The organism is Pseudomonas sp. (assembly GCF_049645325.1).
In the GTDB taxonomy this organism is placed as follows: Bacteria; Pseudomonadota; Gammaproteobacteria; order Pseudomonadales; family Pseudomonadaceae; genus Aquipseudomonas.
Map to the genome: position 1 here is coordinate 23,239 of NZ_JBARTQ010000353.1, position 14,682 is coordinate 37,920.

The 14,682-nt window shown below is 60.1% G+C and carries 16 protein-coding genes; 4 read left to right on the top strand and 12 right to left on the bottom strand.

The window, feature by feature from the left end:
• Positions 1–46: 46 nt before the first annotated feature.
• From WBB95_RS15715 to WBB95_RS15730, 4 genes are all read right to left on the bottom strand, one after another.
• Positions 47–226 carry a hypothetical protein gene (locus WBB95_RS15715; protein WP_424488424.1) on the bottom strand — a complete coding sequence of 60 codons (180 nt, stop codon included), beginning with the start codon at positions 224–226 and terminating at the stop codon, positions 47–49.
• A 140-nt stretch (positions 227–366) separates the two neighbouring features.
• Positions 367–2,595 carry an ATP-binding protein gene (locus WBB95_RS15720; RefSeq protein WP_424488425.1) on the bottom strand — a complete coding sequence of 743 codons (2,229 nt, stop codon included), beginning with the start codon at positions 2,593–2,595 and terminating at the stop codon, positions 367–369.
• Entirely contained in the window at positions 2,592–3,206 is a 615-nt protein-coding gene (locus WBB95_RS15725; RefSeq protein WP_424488426.1) for a biliverdin-producing heme oxygenase, read from the bottom strand. The genes WBB95_RS15720 and WBB95_RS15725 overlap by 4 nt, the downstream gene beginning before the upstream one ends.
• Positions 3,207–3,401: 195 nt before the next feature.
• Positions 3,402–3,782 (bottom strand): response regulator, encoded by a 381-nt coding sequence (locus WBB95_RS15730; RefSeq protein ID WP_424488427.1) that lies wholly within the window; start codon positions 3,780–3,782, stop codon positions 3,402–3,404.
• 235 nt (positions 3,783–4,017) lie between these two features.
• Here WBB95_RS15730 and WBB95_RS15735 point away from each other — a divergent pair, with 235 nt between their 5' ends.
• A complete protein-coding gene (locus tag WBB95_RS15735) occupies positions 4,018–4,392 on the top strand; it encodes a c-type cytochrome (RefSeq protein ID WP_424488428.1) in 375 nt (124 codons plus the stop codon).
• On the opposite strand, the gene WBB95_RS15740 is transcribed toward WBB95_RS15735, so the two are convergent.
• The 5 genes from WBB95_RS15740 to WBB95_RS15760 form a co-directional block, all read right to left on the bottom strand.
• Complete coding sequence (locus tag WBB95_RS15740) at positions 4,393–6,414, bottom strand: LTA synthase family protein (protein ID WP_424488429.1); 2,022 nt, start codon at positions 6,412–6,414, stop codon at positions 4,393–4,395. It abuts the gene before it with no gap.
• Positions 6,415–6,858: 444 nt separating this feature from the next.
• Positions 6,859–7,470, bottom strand: a complete 612-nt coding sequence (locus WBB95_RS15745; RefSeq protein ID WP_424488430.1) for a hypothetical protein — start codon at positions 7,468–7,470, stop codon at positions 6,859–6,861.
• A complete protein-coding gene (locus WBB95_RS15750) occupies positions 7,470–8,738 on the bottom strand; it encodes a sialidase family protein (protein WP_424488431.1) in 1,269 nt (422 codons plus the stop codon). The genes WBB95_RS15745 and WBB95_RS15750 overlap by 1 nt, the downstream gene beginning before the upstream one ends.
• A 21-nt stretch (positions 8,739–8,759) precedes the next feature.
• A complete protein-coding gene (locus WBB95_RS15755; protein WP_424488432.1) occupies positions 8,760–9,305 on the bottom strand; it encodes a cytochrome b/b6 domain-containing protein in 546 nt (181 codons plus the stop codon).
• Positions 9,305–9,571, bottom strand: coding sequence for a PepSY domain-containing protein (locus WBB95_RS15760; RefSeq protein ID WP_424488433.1), 267 nt, complete (start codon positions 9,569–9,571; stop codon positions 9,305–9,307). Before WBB95_RS15760 ends, WBB95_RS15755 begins: the two co-directional genes overlap by 1 nt.
• 147 nt (positions 9,572–9,718) lie before the next feature.
• On the opposite strand from WBB95_RS15760, the gene WBB95_RS15765 reads away from it, so the two are divergent.
• Together WBB95_RS15765 and WBB95_RS15770 are read left to right on the top strand one after the other, a co-directional pair.
• Positions 9,719–10,381, top strand: a complete 663-nt coding sequence (locus WBB95_RS15765; RefSeq protein ID WP_424488434.1) for a response regulator — start codon at positions 9,719–9,721, stop codon at positions 10,379–10,381.
• A complete protein-coding gene (locus WBB95_RS15770; RefSeq protein ID WP_424488435.1) occupies positions 10,378–11,766 on the top strand; it encodes an ATP-binding protein in 1,389 nt (462 codons plus the stop codon). The genes WBB95_RS15765 and WBB95_RS15770 overlap by 4 nt, the downstream gene beginning before the upstream one ends.
• Here WBB95_RS15770 and WBB95_RS15775 read toward each other — a convergent pair.
• The 3 genes from WBB95_RS15775 to WBB95_RS15785 are packed head-to-tail and all read right to left on the bottom strand — an operon-like array spanning position 11,750 to position 13,765.
• The gene (locus WBB95_RS15775) at positions 11,750–12,385 is read right to left on the bottom strand and encodes a DUF3916 domain-containing protein (RefSeq protein ID WP_424488436.1); all 636 of its coding nucleotides are present in this window, start codon (positions 12,383–12,385) and stop codon (positions 11,750–11,752) included. The two genes, WBB95_RS15770 and WBB95_RS15775, sit on opposite strands and share 17 nt — an antisense overlap.
• A 25-nt stretch (positions 12,386–12,410) precedes the next feature.
• Positions 12,411–12,635 (bottom strand): hypothetical protein, encoded by a 225-nt coding sequence (locus tag WBB95_RS15780; protein ID WP_424488437.1) that lies wholly within the window; start codon positions 12,633–12,635, stop codon positions 12,411–12,413.
• Positions 12,632–13,765, bottom strand: coding sequence for an S-type pyocin domain-containing protein (locus tag WBB95_RS15785; protein WP_424488438.1), 1,134 nt, complete (start codon positions 13,763–13,765; stop codon positions 12,632–12,634). Before WBB95_RS15785 ends, WBB95_RS15780 begins: the two co-directional genes overlap by 4 nt.
• Positions 13,766–14,314: 549 nt before the next feature.
• On the opposite strand from WBB95_RS15785, the gene WBB95_RS15790 reads away from it, so the two are divergent.
• Positions 14,315–14,623 carry a DUF3077 domain-containing protein gene (locus WBB95_RS15790; protein WP_424488439.1) on the top strand — a complete coding sequence of 103 codons (309 nt, stop codon included), beginning with the start codon at positions 14,315–14,317 and terminating at the stop codon, positions 14,621–14,623.
• The last annotated feature ends 59 nt before the right edge of the window (positions 14,624–14,682 follow it).

Genomic DNA, 14,682 nt, shown 5'->3' on the forward strand with positions numbered 1-14,682 from the left:
GCACGTCGCAGGCGTTGTGGCCTGTGGGTCGTCGCTCTTTGCCGGGTCAGATCAACCGACCTTGCCCCAGGGAATCCAGGGACGATGTATGGCTCTGCTGCCGGTTATTTTGCGCCGCTTGCGTGCCGTCGACAGGCGAGGGCTTTTCCACGGGTTTGGCCGGGGCCTGAGCGGTTTGGGTGGCCTGCTGGTTGCTGTAGGTATGAAACGTGGTGCCAACGATCATGGGAATGCCTCTTGCTCGACTGAAGGGTTTTTCGCGCACCCCTGTTCCCTTAGAGTGCGCCCCGGTTCAGTGGCTGTGGCCGGTGGAACGTTCCCGGCCATGCGCATCAACATGTTTGGCGAAGCTACCGTTGAGGCGTTTCAGGCCGGTTTGGGCACGGTAAACCGGAACTCGCTGCCCCGGCCCAGCTCGCTTTGGGCTTCGATGCGCCCGCCGTGGGCTTGAACGATACCTTGGGTGATGTAAAGGCCCAGCCCGCTGCCGCCAGGGTTGTTTTCGGCTTGGGTCCAATAGCGATCAAACACATGAGGCAGTTGCTCCGGCGCAATGCCCTCGCCGGAATCGCGCACCGAGAACACGATCTCCTGGCCGTTGCTCATGGCGCTGATGCCGATGTTGCCCTGGCGCGGAGTGAACTTGATGGCGTTGCCGATCAGGTTCGACAACACCTGGAACAGGCGCTCCGGGTCGGCGTTGATCTGCAGGCCGGGCTCGGTGTTGAACGACAGGTCGATGCCTTTTTCCATCGCCAACGGCGTCAGCAGTGAGTAGGCCTCCTCGAATATCTGGCCGACATCCAGCACCACCGGCTTGACCACGTACCGTCCCGCCTCGATTTTCGAGGTGTCGAGCAAGTCCTCCAGCAGCACATTCATGCGCCCGGCGGCCTGTTGCATGGTGTCGATGGCCGAGGAAATCCGCCGCGAGGTGTGTGGGCCATCGGAGCTGAAAGCCTTTTGCATCATGCCGCAGAGCATCGAGATGACAGTCATCGGGTTGCGCAGGTCGTGGGACACCACCGCCACCAGCTCGTCACGCGCACGCACGGCTTGTTGTTCGCGCAGTACCTGGCGCGCCAAGTCGTTTTCCAGGGCCGAGCGGCGCAGGTCGTTGGCGGCAAACAGGTCGCCGTGGCTCCACTTGGTGGAGATGCCGGCCATCTCCACCTTCCAGATTTCAAACGAAGTGCGTGGGCGAAGGCGCAAACCGGCGTCGGAGTTTTCCAGGTTCAACGGCTTGTTCGGGTCGCCGCTCCAGTGGATGTTCTCTTTCACCTCCGGGCGGAACCACAACACACCGTTGTCCACAGGCTTGGGCAGGCTCATGGCCAACACGCCGCTGGCCACTTGCTGATACTCGGCGGCGGGCGGGTAGACCGCGGCCAGGTTATGGCTGGAGAACACCGGCTCGCCGCTGGCTTGCAGCCATTTGTGCAGCGCACGAATCTGTTCCGGCTCCGGGCAATTGCCGTAACGGTGCAGTTGTTTGTCTTCGATGATCGCCACGCCGCCCGCCAGGGCCAGGTCCATCAGCACTTGCGGTTGCTGGGCCAGGCCATCGAACACGTTTTGCTCGCAGGCTCTCATCGCCCGGTCCAGCAAGGCCAGGGCGTCGACTTTTTCTTCGCGCTGACGGCTCAGGTCCAACGCTTCCATGGCGCTGATCTGCAACGACAGCACTTGCCCGATGGTCTGGCAGGTCGTGCGCAGGTCATTCGGCACCAGCAACGGCTCGCGGTTACCGCAACTGATCAGGCCCCAGAGCTTGTCGCCCTTCATCAGTGAAATGCTCATGGACGACAGCACGCCCATGTTCTGCATGTACTGGCAGTGAATCGGCGACACGCTGCGCAGCGTCGCAAAGCTCAGGTCCAACGGCTGCTCGTTATCCGGGCGCAGCTTGGGCAGCAATGGCACGGGCTCATAGGCGGCATTCGGGATGATGCGCAGCCAATTGGTGCGGTACAGCTCACGGGCTTGCTCGGGGATGTCGGAGGCGGGGAAGAACAGCCCGTTGAAAAGCTCCATGGACGGCGCCGAGGCTTCGGCGATCACCTGGCCATGGCCTTCGTCTTCAAAACGGTAGATCAGCACGCGGTCGTAACCGGTGATGGCCTGGATTTCATTCACGCTGATTTCGTACAGCGCCTGCAGGGTTTTCGCCGACTGCAGGCGCTGCAGCATTTTGCCCAGGTTACTGGTACGACCGTTCAGCGCGCGGGGTTTGAAACTTTCAAGGCGGGGTTCGAATTCCAGCACCAGCACCTGCTGGTGGCGATGCAGCAGGCCTTCGAATTCGGCGCCGTTGAGGGTGACGTGCAGCGGTGGCGCGTCGAAAAACGTGTTGTGCTCAGCCATCGATTGCACGGCGGCGGCCGGCTCAACGCCTATCAGCGTGTGCAACGGCTGGCCCAGCAGCGCTTCTGGCGTGTGGCCGAACAGGCTGGCGACGTTGGCGCTGACCTGGACGATCTTCAGCTCAGGCTCCGACAGCGTCAGCAGCACGCCGTGGGGCTGGATCGCCCCCGGGAAGCGAATGGGTTCGTCGGCACAGTTGGCAAGCAATTCTTCAAAATCTTCGGGTTTCATAGCAGTACCTCCTGGCTGTCGAGCCATTGCTCAAAGCCGCTGAATGTTGAACAGGCTGCCGCCACCGCGCGCTGTTTGGCGGGTGCATCCAGTGGCAGGCGGCCCAGGTAATCGAGAAAGTCTTTCCAGCGTCGACCCGTGTCGGCGCCGTACACGTTGAGAAACGCACCGCCGTTGTGCGCATCGATGTCCAGGCGCTGGGCCATTTCGCGGCGCAGCACCTGGCCGCCCAGGGTTGCGCCTTCCAGCACATACAGGGCGCCCAGGCAGGCGGCGGGGGTGTCGAAAGTCGGCAGTTCAACACAAACGGGCAGGGCGTGAATGGCTTGGTCATCCAGGCCGAGGGCGCGCAGATCGCCCACCAGCGTCGGTGTTTTCACACGCAGCACGCAGTCGAATCCTTCAGGGATCAAGCCACTGTCATACAGCGCCGCTTCCATCGGCCCATAAAACCCGTAGTACGCCTGGATCAAGCGCCCGTACCAATCGGTATCCAGGTGCTCGGAGAAAAACGGCAGGCGTTTTTCCAGCGCGACATGCAGCAGGCCGGTGCCTGTGCGCAACGCTTCCAGCAATGAGGGCGCACCAACGTCATGGGCGTGTGAATGCATTCAATGAGCTCGAACTGTGGGCCTTTCGGCCATGAATGACGCGTGGAAAAGGGCGACGATTCTACACAACTCATTGCCGTCAACGGTGCGCTCAAGGGGAAAAGGCTGACCGGCGAATCAGAAAAGTCGCTCCTTGCCTCCATAATGACCGCAAGCTAGCGCGTCGAGTTCGCTTTAAGTGATATCGCTGCGATATCAGTGCAGCGACGAGCCCTGTCGAGCCAGTGCCGTTTGCACACACTCCAGTAAATGTTCAGTGCTCCACGGCTTGGGCAAAAACCGCACACTGCCGCCCAACTGCGCCGCCAGTTTGGTATTGCCGGAGGTCAGCACCACCGGCACCGACGGCCAACGATGGGCCACCACCCGGCTCAAGTCATAGCCGTTAAGCAAACCCGGCATCTGGATATCACTGACGATCAAGTCCACCGGGTCATCGGCCCGCTCCAGAAATATCATGCCTTCATCCGCCGAAGGAAAAGAGGTGACATGCGCACCAAACTCCTCCAACACGTCGACCATTAACGAACGAATGATCTCGTCGTCTTCCAGCACTAAAATCGATGGCTGAGCCATGATCCTTACTCCACCATCAGGGTTCAGTAAGGTGGAGTGGGGCGCGATTGCAAGAGTTTCGGCAGCGAGGTTTTTTGCCGATGGATGGTCGTCCAGACGTGTTCCAGACCGCTTGATTCGCTCGCGCAGGGGTAAGCACTGATTTTCAAGGCGTGGACCGAAGCGCTGACCTGAAGGGGCATGTGCTCCTGACAAACAGGCATAATCACCCGTAACACCTGCTGTGGAGCCCGCCATGAAGTACGTTTTGTTGACCCTCGCCCTGATCTTCACTACCGGCCCGGCCTTTGCGGCAGGCGATGCCGAGGCGGGCGGCAAGCTCTTCAGCAAGACCTGCGGCGGCTGCCACAGCATCGGCGAGGGCGCACGCGGTGGCTTCGGGCCAGAGCTTAACGGCATCATTGGCCGACCCGCCGGCACCACCACTGACTATCAGTATTCCGATGCGATGAAGAACTCCGGCGTGGTCTGGAGCCGTGACAAGCTCGCGGCCTACATCGAGGCGCCGAAGAAAGTGGTCAGCGGCACGCGCATGATTTTCTGGGGCATCAGCGACCCGGACAAGATCCAGGACATCCTCGCGTACCTGGAAACCTTCCAGCCCAAGTGATCACTCGCGCACATTCCTGAACAGCATCAGCCGCGCACTCTCATGCAACCCGCGCGTCAGCACCTGCAAGCGCTGAAACTCCTGCGGATGTTGCTCGGCCACATCCTCCCGAGGCGTTTGCGAGGCCAGGTCGTGCAGGGTCGGTGAGCGGCCGTCGTGTTGCATCTGCAGCAGGAAATGTTGGGTCACGCCGCCGATCACCGGGAATGTCCCTTCGTGCAACACCAGCGGCACCACGCGTTCGCCTTCCGGCGCCGGTTGCTGAATGTCCCGGCCCATCGCGCCATTGGAAAACGGGATGCCGGCCATGCCAGCCACGGTGGGCAGCAAATCGGCGAGCCCCACAGCCTCTTCAATCACCCGAGGCTCAAGGCCGGGCGCGTGGATCAGCAGCGGCACGTTGTTGCTTTCCAGGCCCAACTGTTCGAAGGCGGGCGCCATGTGCGGGATCTGGCTGATGCGTGTGTTGTGGTCGCCGAAGAACACGAAAATGCTGTTGTCGTACCAGCCGCCGGCCTTGGCGATCGCCATCAAGCGGCCGATGTTGTAGTCCAGCAAACGCACGGCGTTGTATTGCTCGACGCTGCGCGAACCGGCGGCCTGGGCTTGTTCCAGTGTCACGTGGTTGAGTTGGAAGGCATCGTTTTGCTTGGGGATGGTGAACGGGCGATGGTTGCCCGAGGTTTGCAGGTAAGCGAAGAATGGCTGGTCTTTGGGCACCGCGCGCAACAGTTGGTCGCCTTCCTTGAACAGGTCCAGGTCGGAGATACCCCACACGTCGACGCGTGGCGAGCGCCAGTGGCTTTCGTCAAACAGTTGCACGCCGTCGATGCTCTGGCGGATCAGTGCATTGATGTTTGCCCAGCCGGCGTTGCCGCCGATCATGTAGAACTTCTGGTAGCCCGCGAACGCGTTGATCAGCGTGTGTTGCCGCGTGATCAGCGGGTTGCGCGTGGCGGTCTCCTGGCGCGTTACATCGGGCACGCCGGTGATGCTCGCCCACACGGTTTTGGCGGTGCCGGTGACGGGCACGTAGAAGTGTTTGAACAACCAGCTTTGCGTGGCCAGTGTGTCGAGGTTCGGCGTGGGGTTCAGTGGGTTGCCGTAGGCACCGACGGCACTGGTGCCGAGGGATTCAAGCATCACGAAGACCACATTGGGTGGGCGATCGCCGCCCAGCTTGTAGGGCTGAACACCTTGGTCGCGTATGAAATTCAGCTTTTGCGGATCAGGCTGGTCGACACCGAGGTACTCGGCGACTTGTGGGTACAGCGCGCGCACTTGGGCTTCATCGAACTGCGATTGGCCAACCTTGAGCGTGTCGTACAAAAACAGCACCGGGTTCAGGCCGACGGCCGCGACCTGGCTGTTGCCGGAAAAGAACGCATCGCTCCAGCGCAGCGGCACCGGGTTTTCCAGGTTCAAGTTGGCGACGCGGCCGAGCAGGGCCAGCAGCACCGCGACCACACCGATGGTGGCAAGCGAGGCCACGGCAAGCTTGCCGATGGCCTTGGGTTTACGGTCCAGTGTCAATCGTTCAAGGCACATCAGCGCCCATACCCATAACGCTACCGCTGCCAGCCAACAGGCCGTTATCCACAGCACCGGGTAGGTTTCCCACACCATCTGTTGAGAAATCTGCGCGTCTTGCAGGTAGCGCAACACGGTGGCGTTGATGCGCACACCGAGGTAGGCGTAATGGCCGAAGTCGATGATGTACACCAGGCCGACCACGGCCAGCGCCACCATCAAATAGCCGCGCGCCAGCCAGCGCAGGGCGGGCAGGGTGGTGAGGTTCCAGCGTGGCAGCCAGGCCATTACCGCAATGGGCAGCATGATCAACACCGCCAGGCGCAGGTCGAAACGCAGGCCGATGCCCAGGGTCTCCAGCAGCGCCGGGGTACTCAGGGCAAGGCCGGAAAACGCCACGACAAACACCAGCCGCAAGGCTGCCAGCAACACAAACACCAACCCGATCGCGCCCACGCCATAGCGCAGGCGGCGTGATTGCAACGCACTCATCATTGACCTCTACTTAAATCTCACAAACACCACGAAACAAATGTGGGAGCTGGGGTGCCTGCGATAGCGGTCTGTCAGTTAACGATGTTCTGACTGACACGCCGCCTTCGCGAGCAAGCCCGCTCCCACAGGTTGAGTTGCATTAATCCAGCGACTACGCAGTAGCCCGCCAACAGCGGATCGACCAGGTAACCCTCCTGCAATTTTCCAAACACCACTGAGCAAATGTGGGAGCTGGCTTGCCTGCGATAGCGGTCTGTCAGCTAACGATGTTCTGCCTGACACGCCGCATTCGCGAGCAAGCCCGCTCCCACAGGTTGAATTGCGTTAATCCAGTGATTACGCAGTAGCCCGCCAACAGCGGATCGACCAGGTAACCCCCCTGCAATTTTCCAAACACCACTGAGCAAGTGTGGGAGCTGGCTTGCCTGCGATAGCGGTCTGTCAGTTAACGATGTTCTGCCTGACACGCCGCCTTCGCGAGCAAGCCCGCTCCCACAGGTTGAGTTGCATTAATCCCGCGACTACGCAGTAGCCCGCCAACAGCGGATCGACCAGGTAATCCCAATAGTTTTCCGACGCCTTGAGCCGCAACGCGAAGGCCAAGGTGCCCACCGCCAGCATCCACACGGCCAATGTGTTGCGCAGCGCCAACATCAGCAGCGCCAGCGCACCCACCAGCATGATCATCGGCCGAGGGTTGAACCCCCAGCGATACGGGTCGACATACGTCAGGCCCATGGTGGCCGGGTACAACAGCAGGCTCAGCCCGCCAAACAGCATCAACAGTTGCACCTGATGCGGACGGCCAAGCGGTTGCGCCACGCCCAACCGGCACAGCGCCACCCACGCCAACAACACCAGCGTGCTGATCGCCAAGTCATCGGTAAAACTGCGCACGTACGCCGCCAAGGGCAGTTCATTCACCGGGATAAAACTGACCACCACCAACACCGGCAACAGCCAAGGCCGCCAGCGCGCGGTGAATCGAAACGTGCTCAAAAGCACAAAACCCAGCAACACAAAACTCAAATGCGCTTGCCACACAGAAACCATCACAGCCGCTCCGCCAGCCAGGCTTCATTGAAGCTGACGTGTTTGATAAAGGTGTTATTCCACGAGTACACCAGGTGGTACATGCCGTCCGGGCTGCGGCTGAAGTACGGGTACTCGTACTCGAAATCGCAGCCACGCGGTTTGCACACGCGGTAATCCAGGTTGCTCAAAAAGCGCTGCTCCAGTGGCAAGCGCTTGGCACCGCTGGAGGCGCGGAAGCCTTCGCCGATGATTTCTTTATAAGCCTCGGGGGAAAACGGTTGGCCAAGCGGGTCCGGCGACTGGTCCAGCTCCACCACGGTGCGCCATTGACTGAACCGGGCGTCGGTGCCGTAGAGGCTGAGCTTGAAGCGACCGTCTTGCAGATCATTGAGGGCGACCAGCAAACCGTCGTCCTCGGTGCCCACCGCCGCCAACGATGAGTTAGGGTTGGCCGGCGCCAGCGGGTATGGCTCGCTCCAGGTCTGCCCGGCGTCTTCAGTGCGGCTGGCGAGCACGCGGTGATGGGTTTCGCCGGCGTAGCGCAACATCGCCACGGCGCGCTGGCCATCCTGCGCGACGATGGTCGGCTGCAGGGAATGCTTGCCACGGCTGATGCGGAATTTATCGATCACCGCCCCGTCGGCGCTCAAATACAGGTACTCGGCAAACTTGCCCATGAACTCGTGATACACCGGCAGGCCGATGGAACCGTCGGCATGGAACACCGGCGCGGCACGCACCAGCGTGCTGATGTTGAAAAACGGCGACGTCACCAATTGCCGAGGCGCCGACCAATTGGCACCGAGGTCATCGGAGACCATCACGTTGATCGCACTGGTGGCCCAGCCGCCGACCGACACCGACACATAAAACATCCACAGGCGTTTATCCGGCCCCAGCGCAATCACCGGGTTGCCGAGTTTACGGATGTAACGCTGAGTGCCGTCGCGTGTGCTTTCCCGCGTGGCCAGCACCTGTTCAGCGCCCCATTCACCGCTGCGCGCATCAAACCGCGCGGTGCGCACCTGCACATCGGCGGCGCCTTCGCGGCTGCCTGCAAACCACACAGCCATCAAGTCGCCGCCGGGCAGGGCGGTGACGGAGGACGAGTGCACAAAATCGGTGAGCTGCGAAGACACAAAACGGCTGGTGTACTGCGGTGCCGTCGCCAGTTTCGAAGTGTTCGGGCTGGCTTGGGCAAACGGCGCCAGCACGTGGGGCGGATGGCTCAGCCAGGCGGCGATAAACACGCCTAGCAAGCTGAAGATCAGTAGAGCGGAGCGCATAGGGAACCTGTCGAAAAAGGATTACTGCGCACGTTCATCCGGCAGGCGCTTCCTGCGACCGGTGAGCATGGATAACGGCAGGTTGTCCTTGACCTGGATACTTTCAAACACGGCCGCCAGCACATGCACACTCACCAGGGCCATCAGCACATCGGCGGCGGTTTCGTGGACTTGCAGCGGCCAGTCGGCGCCCCATAGCGCGTCGACTTCCTGCATCAGGAAACCGCTGATGCCCAGGGTCAGTAACGCCGACAACATCAACAGCATCACCAGCGCACCGAGGGGCGAATGGCCCAATCGATGCTGCGGGTTTCCCTTGAGCAGCGAGCGCACGTGGGCGTTCAGCCGTTTCGGCGTAGGCCAAAAGTCGGCCCAACGCGCACTGCGCGGCCCGACGAACCCCCACACGGTGCGTACCAACAGCCAGGCCACGGCGTAATAGCCCAGCCAGACATGCCAGTCATCGCCGGCTTCGTTAACGAAGTAATTGGCAATGAAGACCCCGGCGATAGACACATGAAACAGCCTTACAACCGGGTCCCACAGGCGCAGGGATTCGCCTGGCATCAACCCTTGATCTCAGTCTTCACGGCCTTGCCGGTGACCGGGTCGTGGTAAATCTCGACCTTGCGCTTGTCCTTGTCGAAGCCGTAGATCTCGTAGCAGTTGCCGTCGGTGACCTTGAACTTGCTGATCTCGTACCCTTCGGCCTTGAGCTTGTCCTGAAAGGCCTTCTGGTCTTGCCACTGCGAGCGCTCGGCGGTGGTGCACTGCGGGCCGGCGAGGGCCATGGGGCTGGCGATAATCAGGGACAGCAGGAGAATTTTGCGCATGGAAAAGCTCTCAGCAGGTGTGGGAGATTTCACAGTGCAAAACCAACCTTAGCGCAACCTTAGTTGGCAACGAGCCGTAACATCTTTCCCGGAATAGCCCCCACCAGAACCCGGCATGATGCCGCCGTTTCCTACAGAGATTCTGCTATGCGCCTACTCCTTGTCGAAGATGACCGTGCCCTCGGCCAGGGCATTCGCGTGGCATTGGGCGCCGAAGGCTACACCCTCGATTGGTTGCAGGACGGCCTCAGCGCCATGCACGCCCTGCGCACTGAAAACTTCGATTTGCTGCTGCTCGACCTCGGCCTGCCGCGCCTCGATGGCCTCGACCTGTTGCAGCAACTGCGCGCCGGGCAGCACGACCTGCCGGTGCTGATCCTCACCGCCCGCGACGGCACCGCCGAGCGCATCGCCGGCCTGGACGCCGGCGCCGATGACTATCTGATCAAGCCCTTCGACGTCGAAGAGCTCAAAGCCCGCGTGCGCGCCCTGTTGCGCCGCAGCCAGGGCCGCGCGCAGCCGATGCTGGAACACGCCGGCGTCAGCCTCGACCCGGCCACCCAGCAAGTGCGCTACCTGGGCGAAGAGATCATCGTCACCCCGATGGAATACCAACTGCTGCACCAACTGATGGTGCGCCCCGGCAAAGTCGTGACCCGCGAACGCCTGTCCCGCGCGCTGTATGGCTGGCAGGACCGGGTGGAGAGCAACACCCTGGAAGTGCTGATCCACAACCTGCGCAAAAAGTTATCCACCGACCTGATCCGCACCGTGCGCGGTGTCGGCTATGTGCTGGCGCTCAAGCCATGAGCTCGGTTCGCGCGCGCATCCTCATCCCGGTGCTGGTGTTGATTCTGCTCGGTGATGCGCTGATCAGCTGGCTGGTGCTGCGCGACAGCCACCACGAAATCGAAGAAGTCTACGACGCCCAACTCGCCCAAAGCGCCCGCCTGCTGCAAGGCGTACTGCGCCAGCGCGACCCCGGCGAATCTGACTGGAACCGCCTGTATCAGGCCTTCGACCACGCCATGAGCCGCGTCGGCGAAGACGGCGTCGCCCACCCGTATGAAACCCGCCTGACCTTCCAGGTATGGCGCAGCGACGGCCAACTGCTGGTGCGCTCCGCCGAAGCGCCCGTGCTGGCAGCACCGCCGACCACCCTCGGCGCCCACGACATCATGGACAACGGCAACGACTGGTGCGCCTTCCTCCTCGCCGACCCGCAGCAAGGCCTGTTGATATGGGTGGGCGAGCGAGACGACATTCGCCAGGACCTGATCGAACGCATCGTGCGGCACACCCTTTGGCCCAGCCTGATCGGCGTGCCGCTGCTGGCAGTGTTGATCTGGTTGACCATCGGTTGGGGCCTCAAACCGCTGCGCGCCATGGTGTTGTCGATTCGAGGGCGCAACACCGACACCTTGCAACCGCTGAACCTCAAGCCGCTGCCGACGGATCTGGAGCCGATGCAAACGGCGCTTAATCGGTTGTTGGTGCAGATGGATGACCTGCTGGATCGGGAGCGGCGGTTTATTGCTGATGCGGCGCACGAACTGCGCACGCCGTTGGCGATTTTGCGCATTCATGCGCAGAACGCCCAGAGCGCCGCGACCGAAGAGCAGCGGCGCGAAGCGTTGGACTTTCTGGTGAATGGCGTGGACCGCGCGACACGGATTGGCAGCCAGTTGCTGACCATGGCGCGCATCGAGCCGCAGCTGAGCAATTTGGTATGTAAGCCCGTGGACCTGATGGAGTTGGTGCGCGAAGAGCTGGCAGAGCTGACGCCGCTGGCCATGGAGAAAGGCGTGGAATTGGTGCTGGAAGGGGAGGATGAGTGCTGGGTGGAGACCGAACCGGTCGCGATGGCGATTGCGTTGCAGAACCTGGTGACCAATGCGCTTAATTTTTCGCCTGCGGGGAGTGAGGTGCGGGTGGTGATTGGTGCGAGTTGTTTAAGTGTGGAAGACCAGGGCCCGGGGATTGATGAGGAAGAACTGGGGCGGTTGTTTGAACGGTTTTATAGTCGAGGGAATGCCAACGGGGCGGGATTGGGCTTGGCGATTGTGGACATGATTGTGGGGAAGATTGGGTGCAAGCTTGCGTTGCGAAATCTGGAGCAGGGCGGGTTGTGTGCGCGGCTGGTTTTTAGTGAGCACTCGCCCAGCAACCCGAAGTCGCTCATGCCTCAGGCATGAGCGTCGCGGCGAACGAATCCGGATTCTGCGCCCGGAAGGATTTGAATGTCTGGTATTTCCAGCGCTCTCCGCTTGGGTCTTCGTCCGTAGTGCTGACTTCGCCGAAGTACCAATGTTCTGATTCATAGGTCTCGCCTTCATCGTCCTCGTGTGTGAAGTGAAAGCCGACTTCCTGCAGGCCTGGCGGGATGTTCAGGCTCCATTCGCTGGCGAGGCTTCTGTCGGTGATTCGGGTTTGGCGGAAGTTTTCGTAGTCGAAGGGTTGGGTGTGGCCTAAGTAGCGGTTCTTATCGGTGTAGACGCAGACCCGACTTGAGAACATGTCGGGGACTTGAATGGCGGCGAGAATCCAGCATTCAGAAGTGTCGTCTGGGCGGGCTTCAGCGAGATAGCCTGCGACCCTGATCAATTGTTGAGCACAATGCGCCAGAATTTCGGGTGTGGTTTGTTTGCCTTCAACAAGGTTTTCGATAACGGGGATTCTTTCGTTTACATAGTCTGGATGTGACGGTAACTCTTCGTAAAAACAACCTTCGAAACTGTCGGCCCAGCGCGTCAGGGCTCTGAGGCGCCTGGGGATATTACGTAGTTTTTTGTTTGTCAGTGAAAGTCTGCGCATGAAGCTCTAATTCTCTTTGGTTGTGTTAGTCGTGTGAGGAAAGGAATAAATCAAAGTGGCTGGGCAGTTTTAAGGCGCATTTTTTTTCTATTTTGAGTATTTGTTCTTCCGTCAATTGGTAGTCAAACACGCAGTCCTCAAGTTTCTCCCACCCCATAATGTCCATCAGTTCTTGAGTTGATAGAGTTAGCTCCTGCTCCATGGATGCAAAGTCTTCGTCAGGTAAAACGCCCATAATTACGTGTTTCATGGCTCCACAGTCCTTCCAGGCACGGCTGGTTTTCGTTGTTTACCGGTCAGATGGTCAAATTCACCGAGATGAACTCCATGCTTGGTGTACTTTTCCACTGCTCCGTGAAGAGAGTCCCATTCATAGATGGTCCCGTCGGGATCTTTCCATCTATGACGTTTTCCCCCGCCTTTCATCGGTGTTTTTGCACGAGCCCATCTTGCCTTTGGAAACCCAGCTAACAGCTTAGGCTTGATGTGATATGTGTGATCCCCAGCCCGAACACTCACCACCACATACAGCGGCCGAACACCCGACTCTGCCGGGAACACCAGAATAAAATCCCGATACTCCGGCGGATATATCGGGTTCACCAGAATCTGCGCTGCCTTCTCCGTCGGTGGATAAATCCAAATCACCGGCGCCTGTGGCGCAGCCTCCAACGCCGGGATACCCAGCGTGTCGCCCGGATCAACCGCAGGCGTCCAAATCAGCTCTACCCCCTCACCCAAATCCGCCACAAACTGATCGCCACGGTTTTGAAACTGCACCACATCAATCATCTGCCAGTCGGCATTGTTGCCCGTGTAAAACCCATACCCCTTCAGCGTGCCGTCTTCACGCTGCTCGACATGCAACCGCATCTGCGACTGCGCCCGTTGCAGCGAGCGCAATTGCTCCTCGCTATAGAGCGCGCTGTCAGCCAACTCAGATGGCCAAACCAGCGCCACCAAACCCGTCAGCAGCCCACCGGCAACAGAGCCAACGGCGACGGCTGCCGACTCCACTACCGCCGCACGCAATGCCAACTGCCCCAAGCCAACGGGCAACGCACTGCCGCTGATCTTGCGCAAGGCAACCACGCCTCGGCTGTCCACCTCACGCCCACCCAACAGACTGAAATGGCCGTAGTCCTTGACCAGCTCCAACGGTACGTAACCGGTGGGGTCGTTGTAGCGAATGATGCCGTCGGGCAGCTGGCAGGGTTTGGTGAAGGTGCAGCCGGGAAGCTTCGCGGGTGCAGGTTTTGGCGCGGGTGTGGAAACGACCAAATCAATCGACGGTGAATAGGGCGCGCGCGGCGGTTGCCGGCTCAGGATTCGCCGTTTGAGTTTTTCTTCTTCGGTGGGAGGGTAAAAGCGCTCTGACATGACAGGCTCACTTCCTTGTGCGAGGGAGTGAGATTACGAGGGGGGATTGGAAGCTGATGTCGGCTTTGTTCGATGGTATTCGTGGGAAAAGGCGCCAGATTCGTGACGATGTTCAGATCGGTTGATTAAGGGATTTTTCGCGTTCTATTGAGTGTTTTCAGTTGGCGTTTCACGACATATTCCGTCACAAGGCGCGGCTTTGATCATCCGGTTTTTCAGGCTAAGTTCTCGCTCGTCGCTGATTATTCCGCGACCGGGCCTGGAAACCCGTGGGTTATAGGCGCACAGGCGCCACCATTTATCACGACCGCTGACGCCACTTTTGTGCCAGCATAGGCGTGTTATGGCGGCTGTGCGTGGGAGACTTTCGAGTCTGCCGGGTTTGCCTATTCCCCCGGTTTCCAGCCTGCGCACAGCTGCCACCCATTCGCCTGGAAACGAATGGGGCAGCTCTCTTCGAAGAATGGGAGCTATATCAATGAGCGTTTCTGAAAGGTTTTATCTTCGCAATACCGCAGCCTACCTCCTCGGCGAAACCGGAGGTGCCCAATGATCAACCCACCTCTCAACAAAACCCTCGGCGTCATCACCTTCTCCACCTGCGGCAAACAACCAAACCTCCACCGTCTATTTCGCGTCAACTCCGGCGTGCCCATTCGCGAAGCCCTGGAGCATGCCTCCGAGCTGCTTCACTGTTCCAAGATGCTCGCGCTGGATGCAGCCATGGACAAAAGCGCGGACCGTTATGCCTGGGCGGCGCATTATTTGGGGGAGATGGCGAAGGCGGTGGTGGATGATTTGGCGAATGGGATGTTGCCGAATGGCGTGACAGAGGAGGGGGAGGTTGTTGGTGTGTAAGCGGGTGAGTTGATGGTGTGGCGGCTGGCGTCTTCGCAGGCAAGCCAGCTCCCACATTT